The sequence below is a fragment of the Stutzerimonas zhaodongensis genome (assembly GCF_003696365.1).
Taxonomy (GTDB): Bacteria; Pseudomonadota; Gammaproteobacteria; order Pseudomonadales; family Pseudomonadaceae; genus Stutzerimonas; species Stutzerimonas zhaodongensis.
Window position 1 is genome coordinate 801352 of sequence record NZ_RFFM01000002.1, and the last position, 13240, is coordinate 814591.

At 57.9% G+C, this 13240-nt stretch carries 14 protein-coding genes; 4 read left to right on the forward strand and 10 right to left on the reverse strand.

The annotated features are described in order from the left end of the window. Positions 1-176: 176 nt before the first annotated feature. Both pyrC and rnt read left to right on the forward strand, forming a co-directional pair. The gene (gene pyrC, locus EA797_RS12120) at positions 177-1220 is read left to right on the forward strand and encodes a dihydroorotase (RefSeq protein ID WP_122165474.1); all 1044 of its coding nucleotides are present in this window, start codon (positions 177-179) and stop codon (positions 1218-1220) included. After that, positions 1217-1891 (forward strand): ribonuclease T, encoded by a 675-nt coding sequence (rnt, locus tag EA797_RS12125; RefSeq protein WP_122165476.1) that lies wholly within the window; start codon positions 1217-1219, stop codon positions 1889-1891. Before pyrC ends, rnt begins: the two co-directional genes overlap by 4 nt. A 74-nt stretch (positions 1892-1965) precedes the next feature. Here the strand turns inward: rnt and thrC are convergent, their stop codons facing one another. From thrC to ffh, 10 genes are all read right to left on the reverse strand, one after another. Further along, positions 1966-3375 carry a threonine synthase gene (thrC, locus tag EA797_RS12130; RefSeq protein ID WP_122165478.1) on the reverse strand — a complete coding sequence of 470 codons (1410 nt, stop codon included), beginning with the start codon at positions 3373-3375 and terminating at the stop codon, positions 1966-1968. 59 nt (positions 3376-3434) lie between these two features. Beyond that, positions 3435-4739, reverse strand: a complete 1305-nt coding sequence (locus tag EA797_RS12135; RefSeq protein ID WP_122166292.1) for a homoserine dehydrogenase — start codon at positions 4737-4739, stop codon at positions 3435-3437. A gap of 109 nt (positions 4740-4848) precedes the next feature. Beyond that, positions 4849-5346: a GFA family protein gene (locus tag EA797_RS12140; protein ID WP_122165480.1), complete on the reverse strand. Its 498-nt coding sequence runs from the start codon at positions 5344-5346 to the stop codon at positions 4849-4851. A gap of 113 nt (positions 5347-5459) precedes the next feature. After that, positions 5460-6191 carry a DsbC family protein gene (locus EA797_RS12145; protein WP_122165482.1) on the reverse strand — a complete coding sequence of 244 codons (732 nt, stop codon included), beginning with the start codon at positions 6189-6191 and terminating at the stop codon, positions 5460-5462. 126 nt (positions 6192-6317) lie between these two features. Further along, a complete protein-coding gene (gene xerD / locus EA797_RS12150; RefSeq protein WP_122165484.1) occupies positions 6318-7214 on the reverse strand; it encodes a site-specific tyrosine recombinase XerD in 897 nt (298 codons plus the stop codon). A 175-nt stretch (positions 7215-7389) separates the two neighbouring features. Next, a complete protein-coding gene (gene rplS, locus EA797_RS12155) occupies positions 7390-7740 on the reverse strand; it encodes a 50S ribosomal protein L19 (RefSeq protein WP_021208319.1) in 351 nt (116 codons plus the stop codon). A 43-nt stretch (positions 7741-7783) separates the two neighbouring features. After that, positions 7784-8536 carry a tRNA (guanosine(37)-N1)-methyltransferase TrmD gene (trmD, locus tag EA797_RS12160; protein WP_122165486.1) on the reverse strand — a complete coding sequence of 251 codons (753 nt, stop codon included), beginning with the start codon at positions 8534-8536 and terminating at the stop codon, positions 7784-7786. Positions 8537-8541: 5 nt separating this feature from the next. Continuing rightward, on the reverse strand, positions 8542-9078 hold the full coding sequence (gene rimM, locus EA797_RS12165) for a ribosome maturation factor RimM (RefSeq protein WP_122165487.1): 537 nt from the start codon (positions 9076-9078) through the stop codon (positions 8542-8544). 4 nt (positions 9079-9082) lie between these two features. Then, entirely contained in the window at positions 9083-9334 is a 252-nt protein-coding gene (gene rpsP / locus EA797_RS12170; RefSeq protein ID WP_122165489.1) for a 30S ribosomal protein S16, read from the reverse strand. 186 nt (positions 9335-9520) lie between these two features. Beyond that, positions 9521-10900, reverse strand: coding sequence for a signal recognition particle protein (gene ffh / locus EA797_RS12175; protein WP_122165491.1), 1380 nt, complete (start codon positions 10898-10900; stop codon positions 9521-9523). A 245-nt stretch (positions 10901-11145) separates the two neighbouring features. On the opposite strand from ffh, the gene EA797_RS12180 reads away from it, so the two are divergent. Further along, a complete protein-coding gene (locus EA797_RS12180; RefSeq protein WP_122165493.1) occupies positions 11146-11946 on the forward strand; it encodes a cytochrome C assembly family protein in 801 nt (266 codons plus the stop codon). A 9-nt stretch (positions 11947-11955) separates the two neighbouring features. Then, positions 11956-13239 (forward strand): HlyC/CorC family transporter, encoded by a 1284-nt coding sequence (locus EA797_RS12185; protein ID WP_122165495.1) that lies wholly within the window; start codon positions 11956-11958, stop codon positions 13237-13239. Position 13240: the final 1 nt, after the last annotated feature.

Below are 13240 nucleotides of genomic sequence, written 5' to 3' on the forward strand. Positions count from 1 at the left end.
CACGATGAACTACATTCAAACGGGGTATCGGTGCGTGCCTGCAAAACTTGAACCGGTAACGGCAACGGTCGCGCTTGGCATGTGGGCTTTTGTTTTGGCCAGACATCCCGGCTGCGGCGATTTTTTTACAGCTTTCCGGTAGCATTCCCGCACGTTTTACCCGCCTGGAACCCTGCATGTCCGACCGACTGACCTTACTGCGCCCCGACGATTGGCACATCCACCTGCGCGACGGCGCAGCGTTGCCTCACACCGTGGCGGACGCCGCACGCCAGTTCGCGCGCGCTATCATCATGCCGAACCTGGTTCCCCCGGTTCGCAATGCGATCGAAGCCGACGCCTACCGTCAGCGTATTCTCGCAGCACGGCCGGCCAGGAATGGCTTCGAGCCACTGATGGTGCTTTACCTTACCGATGGCACGCAGCCCGACGACATACGTGCAGCCAAGGCCTGCGGCTACGTTCATGCGGCCAAGCTTTATCCGGCCGGCGCGACAACCAATTCGGCCTCAGGTGTGACGCGCATCGACAACATCTTTCCGGTGCTGGAAACCATGGCTGAAGTCGGCTTGCCGCTACTGGTGCACGGCGAAGTCACACGCGCGGAAATCGACATCTTCGATCGCGAAAAGTACTTCATCGATGAACAGCTGAGCCGCGTGACCGAGCGCTTCCCCAGCCTCAAGGTCGTGTTCGAGCACATCACTACCCGCGATGCAGTGCAGTTCGTCGAAGGTGCCAGCAGCAACGTAGGCGCTACCATAACCGCACACCACCTGCTCTATAACCGTAACCACATGCTGGTCGGCGGTATCCGCCCGCATTTCTTCTGTCTGCCGATCCTCAAGCGCAACGTTCATCAGGAATCGCTGCTCGACGCAGCCACCAGCGGCAACCCGAAGTTCTTTCTCGGCACAGACTCCGCACCGCATGCCCAACACGCCAAGGAAAACGCGTGCGGTTGTGCCGGGTGCTATACCGCGTTTGCGGCAATCGAGTTGTACGCTGAAGCGTTCGAGCAGCGCAAAGCACTGGATCGTTTGGAAGCCTTCGCCAGCCACTTCGGCGCCGACTTCTATGGCATGCCCCGCAACACCGACCAGATCACACTTGTGCGTGAGTCCTGGAGCGTTCCAGCCAACTTGCCATTTGGCGAACATAACGTGGTGCCGTTGCGCGCCGGCGAAACCCTGCAATGGCGGCTGGAGACAAACGCATGAGTGACGAGCAGTTCGACGACGAACTCGAAGGCAACCTCCCCGGAAAGCCGCGCTCGCCCATGGCAAGGCGCTTCCGAGGCTTCCTGCCGGTGGTAGTGGACGTCGAGTGCGGGGGATTCAACTGCGCCACCGATGCGTTGCTGGAAATCGCTGCGGTAACCATAGGCATGGATGAGCAGGGCCTGCTCTACCCACAGGAAACCCAGTTCTTCCGGGTGGAGCCCTTCGCCGGTGCCAATATCGAGGCCGCCGCACTGGAGTTCACCGGCATCAAGCTGGATCACCCGCTGCGCATGGCTGTCCCTGAGTCACAAGCGATGAACGAGATCATCCGCAGCGTGCGCAAGGCGGTGAAATCGGCAGGATGCAAACGCGCAATCCTGGTTGGCCATAACAGCAGCTTCGATTTGGGCTTTCTTAACGCAGCCATTGCTCGCTGTGACATCAAGCGTAACCCGTTCCACCCTTTCTCGAGCTTTGACACCGCCACCCTCGCCGGCCTCGCCTACGGCCAGACGGTGCTGGCCAAGGCGTGCCAGGCTGCCGACATCGACTTTGATGGCCGCGAGGCCCACTCCGCCCGCTACGACACTGAGAAAACCGCAGAGCTGTTCTGCGGCATCGTTAATCGCTGGAAGGAAATGGGCGGGTGGGAGGAATTCGACGAGTAAATCGCAACAGGACGTGCAATCGCGGAAATAAAAAAGGCCAGTCAGTCGACTGGCCTTTTTGTCCTCATCATCGATTACAGCGGTTTGCCGCGATTGCCGTGCTCGGTGACAAAGGCTTGCATGGCCTTCAGGTCGTTGCTCAGGACCGTACAGCGCTCGGGACGCTCGAACAGGTCAGCCAGATGAGCCGGTAACTCCAGCGCCTTGCCTACGCCAGCTTTCTCTACCGCCTCCGGGAATTTGACCGGGTGCGCGGTGGCTAGCGTCACCATTGGTATCGCCAGGCTGCGGCGGCATTCACGCGCCGCGTAGACGCCGATCGCCGTATGCGGGTCCAGCAGCTCACCAGTGGCCTCAAAGACCTCGGCGATGGTTTTGCATGTCTGCTCATCGTCTACGGCAAGCGAATCGAAGAGCTTGCGTGCTTCGGTCCAGCGCTCTTCCTCTACCGAGAGTTTGCCGCTGGCTTTGAAGGCACTCATGAGTTCGGCTACCGCAGCACCATTACGGCCGTGAAGGTCGAATAGCAGGCGTTCGAAGTTGGACGACACCATGATGTCCATCGACGGTGAAAGCGACGGATGCAGGGTGTCCTTATCGTAGCGGTTGCCGCTCATGAAACGATGGAGGATGTCGTTGCGGTTGGTGGCGACCACCAGCTGGCTGATCGGCAGGCCCATATTGCGTGCCAGATAACCTGCGAAGATGTCGCCGAAATTACCGGTCGGCACCGAGAATGCAACCGAGCGAGCCGGCCCGCCAAGCTGCAGCGCCGCATGGAAGTAGTAAACGATCTGGGCCATGATTCGCGCCCAGTTGATCGAGTTGACGGCGACCAGACGAGTACCTTTCAGGAAGCCCTGATCGGCGAAGCTATCCTTGACCATCTCTTGGCAGTCATCGAAGTTGCCTTCGATGGCGATATTGTGGATGTTCTCGCCAGAGATAGTGGTCATCTGCCGACGCTGTACTTCAGATACGCGGTTATGCGGGTGCAGGATGAAGATATCCACGTTATCGCAGCGGCGACAGCCTTCGATCGCCGCTGAACCAGTGTCCCCGGACGTCGCACCAATGATTACGACCCGCTCCCCGCGCTTTGCGAGCACATAGTCAAGTAGACGCCCTAACAACTGAAGGGCGAAATCCTTGAACGCCAACGTTGGACCATGGAACAGCTCGAGCACCCATTCATTGCTATCCAGCTGGCGTAGCGGCGCGACGGCGCTATGCGCGAAGACGCCATAGGTTTCTTGCAAAATCTGTTTGAAATCTGCATCCGGAATACTGCCGGCAACGAACGGGCGCATCACTTTGAATGCAAGCTCGTGATACGGCAGGCCCGACCAGGATGCAATCTCCTCGACGGTGAACCGCGGCAGATTTTCTGGCACATAGAGGCCGCCATCGCTGGCCAGCCCGGCTAGCAGTACGTCTTCGAAATTCAGAGCGGGCGCCTGGCCACGGGTACTGATGTAGCGCATTGTTCAAACCTTCGTTGGAAGCGAATTGCGGGAGCGCTCACGCAGCCCGGCATTGCTGATTAGTTCAGTTGCTCGACCCGGATGCGCACCACGCTGCCGACCACGTCGGCCAGCGCTTCGAGCGCCGCAATGGCGTCGTTGATCCGCTGCTCGACTACACGGTGCGTAACCAGAATGACGGGCACCAGCCCATCCTGGACCTCGGCTTCCTTCTGCATGATCGATTCGATGTTGATGCCACGCTCGGACAGGATGGTTGCCACTTGAGCGAGAACGCCCGGATGATCTTTGGCCTGAATACGAAGGTAGTAGGCACTTTCACAAGATTCGATCGCCAGGATCGGATGGGCAGAAAGCGAATCAGGCTGGAACGCAAGATGCGGAACGCGGTTGTTAGGGTCGGTGGTCAGCGCGCGCGCAACATCGACTAGATCCGCCACCACAGCCGAGGCGGTTGGCTCCATTCCGGCGCCAGCGCCGTAGTAGAGGGTCGAGCCAACAGCATCGCCGTTGACCATGACCGCATTCATTACACCGTTGACATTGGCAATCAGCCGATCCGCAGGAATGAGCGTCGGATGAACGCGCAACTCGATGCCCGACGCCGTACTACGAGCCACACCTAGATGCTTGATGCGGTAGCCCAGCGCTTCGGCATAATTAACGTCGGCTGTGGTTAATTGTGAGATACCCTCGGTATAGGCCTTGTCGAACTGAAGCGGCACGCCGAAGGCAATAGAAGCAAGGATGGTCAACTTGTGGGCCGCGTCGATGCCCTCGACATCAAAAGTGGGATCAGCTTCCGCGTAACCAAGCTCCTGGGCTTCCTGGAGAACGTCCTCGAAGGTCCGCCCTTTCTCACGCATCTCGGTGAGAATGAAGTTGCCAGTGCCATTGATGATGCCAGCGAGCCAATTGATCTGATTACCAGCGAGGCCTTCGCGGATCGCCTTGATGATGGGAATGCCGCCCGCGACCGACGCCTCGAAAGCGACGATCACACCTTTCTCACGCGCTTTAGCGAAGATTTCGTTGCCATGGACTGCGATCAACGCCTTGTTTGCAGTGACCACATGCTTGCCGTTCTCGAGAGCTTTGAGCACCAACTCACGAGCCAGGGTATAGCCACCTATCAGTTCGACAACGATATCGATCTCGGGATTATTGGCCACTTCGAATATATCGGCGGTAATCGGGGTGTCGCCGGTGTCGCACTTGGGGTTTGCACGACGAGCCGCAATTTGCGCGACTTCAATCCCACGGCCTGCTCGGCGTGCGATCTCCGCAGCATTGCGCTCGAGCACATTGAAGGTACCGCCACCGACGGTTCCCAACCCACAGATGCCCACTTTCACCGGTTTCAAGATGCGCTCCCCATTGCCAGCGAACGGCGCCACACAGCGGCCGAACAAAAGAGTCGCACATTACGAAGCGAGCGAGATTTAGTCAAATCCGCGGCGACGGTGAACGCCGCTAGTCAGCGTTGTCCTGCAATCCTAGACGCTGATGCCATTGGGCAAGGGATTCGTCCGGATACTCATCGAAACAACGATCGTCGGGCCCAACCTGTGGTTCTACCCAGGATGCCTTGGAGCCGAGCATCAGATGGGTGCACTCTGGTGGGCTGGGCAAGTCGCTGTCTATCGCCGAGGCCAGCGGATGGACAAGATCGGGCCAGTTCGGATCCCACAGCCAAAGCGCACTACCACAGACTTTGCAAAAGTGGCGCTGACCATCGCTGACCCGGGCTGAGCCGGTTTCAGGATCGATCATTCGAGCTTGATAAACGCTCAGATTCTCCCGACCCTCGACGGCGAGGGTCCGATTGTCTCCGCCCAGATTGATTGCATAACCGCCCGCCCCAGCCGTCTTGCGACAGATTGAGCAATAACAGCGCATGAACGGATAAGGCTCAGCCGATTCGAGTGAAAAACGAACAGCCTTGCAGTGACAGGAACCTTCAAGTTTCATCTAATCGCCTCCTCAGTGCACCTTCTAGCTTTGAACACGGGAGGCGTTACAGTTCCAAGGTCCGGTAAGGAGTGGCTACCTTATTGCGTCGGCGCCACCCCCACCCTATCAGGCTACTGCGCTCTAAGGGCCAGCTCTGCGAGCTGCGGTGCCGGCTGATAACCAGGAATGATCTGACCGTCGGCCAGAATGATCGCTGGGGTTCCTTGAACGCCGATCAACTGGCCCAACTCATATTGCTTGGCAACCGGATTCTCGCAACTGGCGGCCGGGACCTCCTCACGGGCCTTGGCTTTGTTCATTGCTGCTTGAGGATCTTTCGCGCACCAGACACTGGTCAGCGTATTGGCACCATGACTCCCCATCCCCTGCCGTGGGAAGGCCATGTAGCGAACCTCGACACCCAGCCGGTTAAGCTCGGCGACCTCGCTGTGTAGCTTCTGGCAGTAACCGCAGTCCGTATCGGTGAAGACGGTGATATGAGTCTTCGGATTCTTGGGTGCGAAGATGACCATCTCGTTTTCAGGAACCGCCTCGATAGTCTTTTCAACGGAGCGGTTTTGGGCCTGCTCGGTCAGATTGGAAGCTTGGCCGTCCTTGAACTGAAACATGTATCCCTGAATCACAAACTGGCCGTCAGCGCTGGCGTAGAGCTGCCGCCCACCTTTGAGCTGAACTTGATACACACCGTCCATGGGGCTTTCGGCAATCGCCTCGATTGGCATGTCGGGCTGGATGGAGTGGAGCGAATCACGAATGGCCTTGTCGGCATCGGCATCGGCAGCCAGAGCAAAAGTGCTGGCAAGGCCGAGCGAAACGGCAGCAAATAAACGAGTCACGCGCATGGAGTCTCCTGGCGACTTCGATCGAGGGAAAGGCCAGCAGATTAACATAGCCCCAACTATCGAGCCCGAGGCGTCGGCTGCCCGTGCAATGACTTTGTGGGACGCCGCGCACCTTTGCGCCCGCCGTCAACCGCGCGGGTGATGTTGCGCATGCAGTTCTTGCAGACGCGCGCGCGCGATGTGCGTATAGATCTGCGTGGTCGACAGATCGCTGTGGCCCAACAACATCTGGACAGTTCTAAGATCGGCGCCGTGATTGAGCAGATGCGTGGCGAATGCGTGACGCAGGGTGTGCGGGGAGATGGACGCCGCTATTCCAGCCTGGCGTGCATGCAGTTTGATTCGATGCCAGAACGTCTGACGTGTCATCAGATCGCCACGCCGGCTGGGAAACACCACATCGCTGGGCTTACCTGCAAGAAGCACCTCACGCGCATCGCGCATGTAACGCGTAACCCAATGCAGCGCCTCTTCACCAAGGGGAACCAGTCGCTCTTTGTTGCCCTTGCCGAAGGTGCGTAAGACTCCCTGCCGAGTATTGATCTGCTCCAGGCTCAGACTGACCAGCTCCGTTACCCGCAGCCCGGTTGCATAGAGCATTTCCAGCATTGCCCGATCACGCATCCCCAGAGCATCCCCTATATCCGGAGCGCCCAACAGCGCTTCGACATCAGCCTCCGAGAGCGCTTTCGGCAAGGGACGCCCAAGCTTCGGTAGCTCGACCCGCAGCGTCGGGTCAACCGTAATCACGCCTTCCCTGAGCAGGAAACGATAGAAGCCACGAAGCCCGGACAGCAATCGGGCGGTAGAGCGCGCTTTATAATTGGTAGCCAGACGCCAGGCGAGGTGATCGAGGATCATCTCGCGGCCTGCCTCTACCAAACGAACACCGCGCTCATCGAGCCAGGCATTGAACAATGCCAAGTCGCTGCGATAAGCGTCGCGGGTATTGTCTGAGAGCCCCTTCTCTAGCCAGAGAGCATCGAGAAAATGGTCGATCAAGGGATCATCAAGAACAGGCATTGTCGGGCGCCATCAGAATGGAGCGCTAGTGTTCCACAGCCGGCTGCCGTCTCGCCAGAATGCTTGGTCATGTCTTACGGCCAGCTGAGCAAGCGCCGTCTATGCAGGGAATAACGGATTACATAAACGAAAAAAGCAGCCCGAAGGCTGCTTTTTTTTGCTGGAAAAAACTTTCTTAGGAAAGCTTTTCCTTGATACGTGCCGCTTTGCCGGACAGCGCTCGGAGGTAATACAACTTGGCCTTGCGAACGTCACCACGACGCTTGACGCTGAGGCTGTCGACCATCGGGCTGTAGTACTGGAAGGTACGCTCAACACCAACGCCATTGGAAATCTTACGTACAGTGAAAGCGCTGTTCAGGCCGCGGTTACGCTTGCCGATCACTACGCCTTCGAAGGCCTGTAGACGCTCACGCTCGCCTTCTTTTACCTTGACCTGAACAACAACCGTGTCGCCGGGGGCGAACGGGGGTAGTTCTTTGGTCATCTGCTCTGCTTCGAGCGCCTGGATAATCTTGTTGGTCATGCTGTGCTCCTAAGACAAGCCTTCATGGCGTGCCATCGATACGTTAACTATCGTCCCGCTGACGGATGTATTCCTTCAGCAGCTTTTGTTCTTCCCCAGAAAGCGAGCGGCTATCCAGAAGATCAGCGCGGCGTTCCCAGGTCCTTCCAAGGGATTGCTGCAAACGCCAGCGCCGGATGTGTTCATGGTTGCCGCTTAGCAGCACCTCAGGAACACGTTTATCCGCATACACTTCCGGTCGTGTGTAATGCGGGCAGTCGAGCAGGCCGTCTGTAAACGAGTCCTCCTCGGCGGAATCAGCATGACCCAGCGCCCCAGGGAGCAAGCGGGTCACCGCATCGATCAGCACCATGGCCGGCAATTCACCGCCAGACAGGACGTAGTCGCCAATCGACCATTCCTCATCGACATGCGCTTCAATGAAGCGCTCATCAATACCTTCGTAGCGACCCGCAATCAGGATAAGTGCCTCATCCTTCGCCAGGTCGCGGACATCAGCCTGTTTCAGCTGGCGTCCCTGAGGCGATAGGTAGATCACCTTCGCACTCTCGCCAGCGGCCTGCTTGGCATCCGCCAAAGCAAGCTCGAGTGGCTTGATCTTCATTACCATACCTGGGCCACCGCCGAACGGCCGATCATCCACCGTCTGGTGGCGATCCTCGGTGTAGCTCCTGGGATTCCAGCATCTGAGCTGGAGAAGCCCCTGCTTGACCGCGCGACTGGTGATACCAAAGTCTCGGATAGCAGCGAACATCTCCGGGAAAAGACTGATCACTTCGACGCGAAAACCGGACATGTCACTCAGAAGTCCGCATCCCATTCGACGTGCATCTCGCCTGCATCCAGATCGACCTTCAGCACACAGGGGTCGGTATAGGGCAGCAAACGCTCACGATCATCCAGGCTGCCGTCGAACGGCTTGACCACCAGAACATCGTTGGCACCTGTCTCAAGAAGATGATCCACCCGCCCGAGCACTTGCCCAAGCTGGTTGATTACCGTCAGTCCCTGAAGCTGGAACCAGTAATAGTCGTCGCCAGACAAGTCGGGCAGTTCGCTACGAGGAATACAGATCTCGAAGTCGGCGTAAGTGCGCGCCTCCTCACGATCAGTCAGCCCTTGAAGCGTAGCCACCAGTATTTTGCCCTGGAGACGACCCTTGACCAGCTCAACCTGCTTGACCTCATCGCCTCGCCTCAGCGTCCAGCGCTTATAGCCCAGCAAGTTGTCAATCGGATCGGTAAAGGAATAGACCTTAACGTCACCACGCACGCCATGCACCGAAACGATCTTGCCGATGACGATCAGGTCTTCGACCGGAGCTGACGTTGCGTTCATGGATTTAGGCAGCAGCCTTGGATGCTTCCTTCAGCAGCTGAGCAACACGCTCAGACGGCTGGGCGCCCTGGCTCAACCAATAAGTAGCACGCTCCTGATTGACAGAAAGCTTCACTTCCGCACCCGAAGCGATCGGATTGAAGAAACCGATACGCTCAACGAAGCGACCATCGCGCGGGTTGCGGCTGTTGGTCACGGTCAGGTGGTAGAAAGGGCGCTTCTTGGAGCCGCCACGGGCGAGACGAATAGTTACCATGTGAACATCGTTCCTGTAGTCGGTACAGCAAATCTGGATTGCAGGGCCCAAGGCCCGAAAGGCCGCATATTCTAAGGATTATCCGGACTTTTGCAAATGGCTTTTTCAAAATGGACTGCAGCCCCCGCGCCAGGCCTGCTCCGCCTGAATCGCAGGCCCGGTATCGCGCCGCGGCGCAGCTAGAAACTAGAACTTGGGCATCCCGCCGCCGCCGGGAAACATGCCGCCCATACCGCGCATCATCTTGGCCATGCCGCCTTTACCGCTGACCTTCTTCATCATCTTCTGCATCTGTTTATGCTGCTTGATCAGACGACCAATGTCCTGCACCTGCGTGCCTGAGCCCATGGCAATGCGACGCTTGCGCGAACCACTGATAATGTCGGGGTTGCGACGCTCCACAGGTGTCATGGAGTTGATGATGGCTTCCATCTGCTTGAACTGTTTCTCTGCCGCACCCTGGGCATTGCCCATCTGCGACAGGTTAACGCCGCCAATCGATGGCAACTTGTCCATCAAGCCACCAAGACCACCCATATTCTTCATTTGCTGGAGCTGGTCGCGGAAATCCTCAAGATCGAAGCCCTTTCCTTTTTTGAGCTTCTTGGTGAGTTTCTCGGCCTTTTCTCTGTCAAGCGTCTGCTCTGCCTGCTCGATAAGGCTGAGCACGTCGCCCATACCCAAGATCCGCGAAGCAATACGGTCCGGGTGAAACGGCTCAAGCGCATCGCTTTTTTCACCCATACCGAGGAATTTGATCGGCTTGCCGGTGATCTGACGCACCGAGAGTGCGGCGCCGCCTCGTGCATCACCGTCGACCTTTGTGAGTACCACACCGGTCAGCGGCAGCGCTTCACCGAACGCCTTGGCAGTATTCGCCGCGTCCTGCCCGGTCATCGCGTCGACGACGAACAGCGTCTCGGCGGGCTTGATAGCGGCGTGAACGGCCTGGATCTCGGCCATCATGTCAGCATCGATAGCCAATCGGCCGGCGGTATCGACCAGTACTACGTCGATGTACTTGAGTTTGGCCTCGCGAATGGCCGCCAGGGCGATCTCGACAGGCTTCTGGCTGCTGTCCGACGGAAAGAAGGTAACTCCCACCTCGGCGGCCAATGTCTCTAGCTGCTTGATAGCCGCAGGACGATAGATGTCGGCCGACACAACCAGCACGGACTTCTTCTTGCGCTCCTTGAGGAATCGGGCCAGCTTGCCCACTGTAGTGGTCTTGCCTGCACCCTGAAGACCCGCCATCAGCACCACAGCCGGCGGCACCACTCCAAGCGAGAGATCTTCATTGGCCGCGCCCATGAGCTCTTCGAGCTCAGCCCGGACAATCTTCACAAATGCCTGGCCTGGCGTCAGGCTCTTGGAGACCTCCGTACCGACGGCTCTGTCCTTGACCTTGGCGACGAACTCCTTGACCACAGGTAGCGCGACGTCTGCTTCAAGCAGCGCCATGCGTACTTCCCGCAAGGTGTCCTTGATGTTTTCCTCGGTCAGCTTGGCCTTGCCGGTCACATGGCGAAGCGTTTGCGAGAGGCGGTCGGTTAGGTTTTCAAACATGTGCCAATTCCACGCTGGGTGTGGTTAAGGGAGCGGATTATAGAAGCTGCGAGCCCCGGCCCGGTACCCCGCCACTATGCATTTCATCAATGCCCGCGAAACCAACTATGCAGAAGTGCCCTAAAAGCAAATTCGGCAAGCCGGTTTACGACTGCGATACCCGCAACAGACCGCACAGTTCGCCCACTTTTGTGCATCCGGTCTTTGTGCCACACTCAACGCCTTTCGAGCCTGCTAACAGACCTATGCACCCTCTGCTCCCGAGCTTAGCTGCCGCCTGCCTTTATGCTGGCGTCACCGGATATCAAGGCCTGCGCCTGGCGCAACGCACCGTTCCGGACAAACGTCTGCTTCTCGTCCTGGGCGCCCTGGCTCTCATTGCGCATGGGGTGAGCCTGTTCATCCAGTTGCTCTCGCCGGATGGGCTGCACCTTGACTTTTTCACGGCTTCGAGCCTGATCGCGGCGGCAGTGATCCTTCTGATTCTGCTGGCGCTGCACCGCATGCCGGTCGAAAACTTACTACTGCTGCTTTTCCCGCTGGGCTGCCTGACTGTTCTGTTCGCGCAGTTCGCGCCATCCGGCACAGTGCCGGCCATCAGTGAGCAGCCGGGCATACTCGCCCATATCCTGTTTTCCATACTCGCGTATGGAATGCTGACGATCGCTGTCTTTCAGTCACTGCTGCTGCTCTTGCAGGACCACCATCTCAAGCACAAGCACCCCTCCGGTCTCATCAAGAACTTTCCGCCGCTTCAAACCATGGAAAGTCTTCTTTTCGGATTTCTACTCGCGGGCTGGCTGCTGCTCTCCGCATCGCTGGTCTCTGGCTGGCTGTTCCTTGACAACCTTTTTGCCCAGCATCTGGTGCATAAGACCCTGTTGTCGGTGACTGCCTGGGTGGTTTTCGGGCTGCTGCTCTGGGGTCGCCATCAATTGGGCTGGCGAGGCTACACGGCTATCCGCTGGACCCTGGCGGGCTTCTGCTTGCTGATGCTGGCCTATTTCGGCAGCAAGCTGGTACGCGAATTCATCCTGCATATCTAGGACCACCACGTGGAGAACTTACACCCCGGCTTTCTGGTCGGCATGCTGGTCTTTTTGCTGTTGTGTTCGGCTTTCTTTTCGAGCTCAGAAACCGGGATGCTCAGCCTCAATCGCTATCGTCTGCGCCATCAGGCCAAGGAAGGGCATCGCGGTGCGAAACGGGCAAGCGCGCTGCTAGAGCGCCCGGACCGACTGCTCGGCACCATTCTTGTCGGCAACAACTTCGTCAACATTCTCGCATCGGCGATCGCAACCGTACTGGCTATCAAGCTGTGGGGCGAAGCCGGCATTGCAATCGCGACCATCGGCCTGACCATCGTCCTGCTCATTTTCGGCGAGATCACGCCCAAGACTCTCGCTGCTTTGCGGCCCGAGTCGGTGGCTTACCCTGTCAGTCTTCCGTTGCTCATGCTGCAAAAGGTGCTGTACCCACTGGTGGCCTTGCTGAGCTGGATCAGCAACGGCCTGCTCAGGCTACTTGGAGTCGATCTGTCCAATAAAGGTAGCGACAGCCTTACCACCGAGGAACTGCGCAGCGTGGTGCATGAGTCCGGCAGCGATATGCCGATGAAACGACAGAGCATGCTGCTTGGCATTCTCGACCTCGAACGGGTCACCGTCGATGACATCATGATTCCGCGAAACGAAGTGGCGGGTATCGACCTCGAGGACGACCTAGAAACCATTGTGAGCCAGTTGCGCACGACGCCACATACTCGACTCCCGGTATTCCGCAAGGATATCAACCAGATTGAAGGCATCGTGCACATGCGCCAGATTGCACGTCTGCTCAGCCATGACCAGCTGACACGGGAAAGCCTGCTGGCGGCCTGCGACGAACCCTATTTCATCCCGGAAAACACTCCACTCTCAACGCAGCTGGTGAATTTTCAAAAGCAGAAACGACGCATCGGCATCGTGGTCGATGAGTATGGGGACGTGCTGGGAATCGTCACGCTTGAAGACATTCTCGAAGAGATCGTTGGCGAATTCAGCAATCAGGACGCATTGCGCAGCCCTGACATACACCCTCAGGAAGACGGCACACTGGTGATCGATGGTGCCGCCTATCTTCGTGAAGTGAACAGAGCCCTGGGCTGGCATCTTCCATGCGATGGCCCCAAGACCATCAATGGGCTGATCACCGAAGCGCTGGAACATATTCCAGATAGCGGCATCTGCCTGCAGATCAACCAGTACCGGCTGGAGATCCTGCAGGCCGCTGACAACCGGGTAAAAAGCGTACGCGCGTGGGTCGTCGAAGATAGCCAAGCGGCGGTCGACGCTCAGTAGT

Bases quoted from the DNA above. Each gene is read 5' to 3' on its own strand.
- pyrC (WP_122165474.1), top strand. From the start codon at position 177: ATGTCCGACCGACTGACCTTACTGCGCCCCGACGATTGGCACATCCAC.
- rnt (WP_122165476.1), top strand. From the start codon at position 1,217: ATGAGTGACGAGCAGTTCGACGACGAACTCGAAGGCAACCTCCCCGGA.
- EA797_RS12145 (WP_122165482.1), bottom strand. From the start codon at position 6,191: ATGCGCGTGACTCGTTTATTTGCTGCCGTTTCGCTCGGCCTTGCCAGC.
- EA797_RS12180 (WP_122165493.1), top strand. From the start codon at position 11,146: ATGCACCCTCTGCTCCCGAGCTTAGCTGCCGCCTGCCTTTATGCTGGC.
- rpsP (WP_122165489.1), bottom strand. From the start codon at position 9,334: ATGGTAACTATTCGTCTCGCCCGTGGCGGCTCCAAGAAGCGCCCTTTC.
- trmD (WP_122165486.1), bottom strand. From the start codon at position 8,536: ATGTCCGGTTTTCGCGTCGAAGTGATCAGTCTTTTCCCGGAGATGTTC.
- thrC (WP_122165478.1), bottom strand. From the start codon at position 3,375: ATGCGCTACATCAGTACCCGTGGCCAGGCGCCCGCTCTGAATTTCGAA.
- EA797_RS12140 (WP_122165480.1), bottom strand. From the start codon at position 5,346: ATGAAACTTGAAGGTTCCTGTCACTGCAAGGCTGTTCGTTTTTCACTC.
- ffh (WP_122165491.1), bottom strand. From the start codon at position 10,900: ATGTTTGAAAACCTAACCGACCGCCTCTCGCAAACGCTTCGCCATGTG.
- rimM (WP_122165487.1), bottom strand. From the start codon at position 9,078: ATGAACGCAACGTCAGCTCCGGTCGAAGACCTGATCGTCATCGGCAAG.
- rplS (WP_021208319.1), bottom strand. From the start codon at position 7,740: ATGACCAACAAGATTATCCAGGCGCTCGAAGCAGAGCAGATGACCAAA.
- xerD (WP_122165484.1), bottom strand. From the start codon at position 7,214: ATGCCTGTTCTTGATGATCCCTTGATCGACCATTTTCTCGATGCTCTC.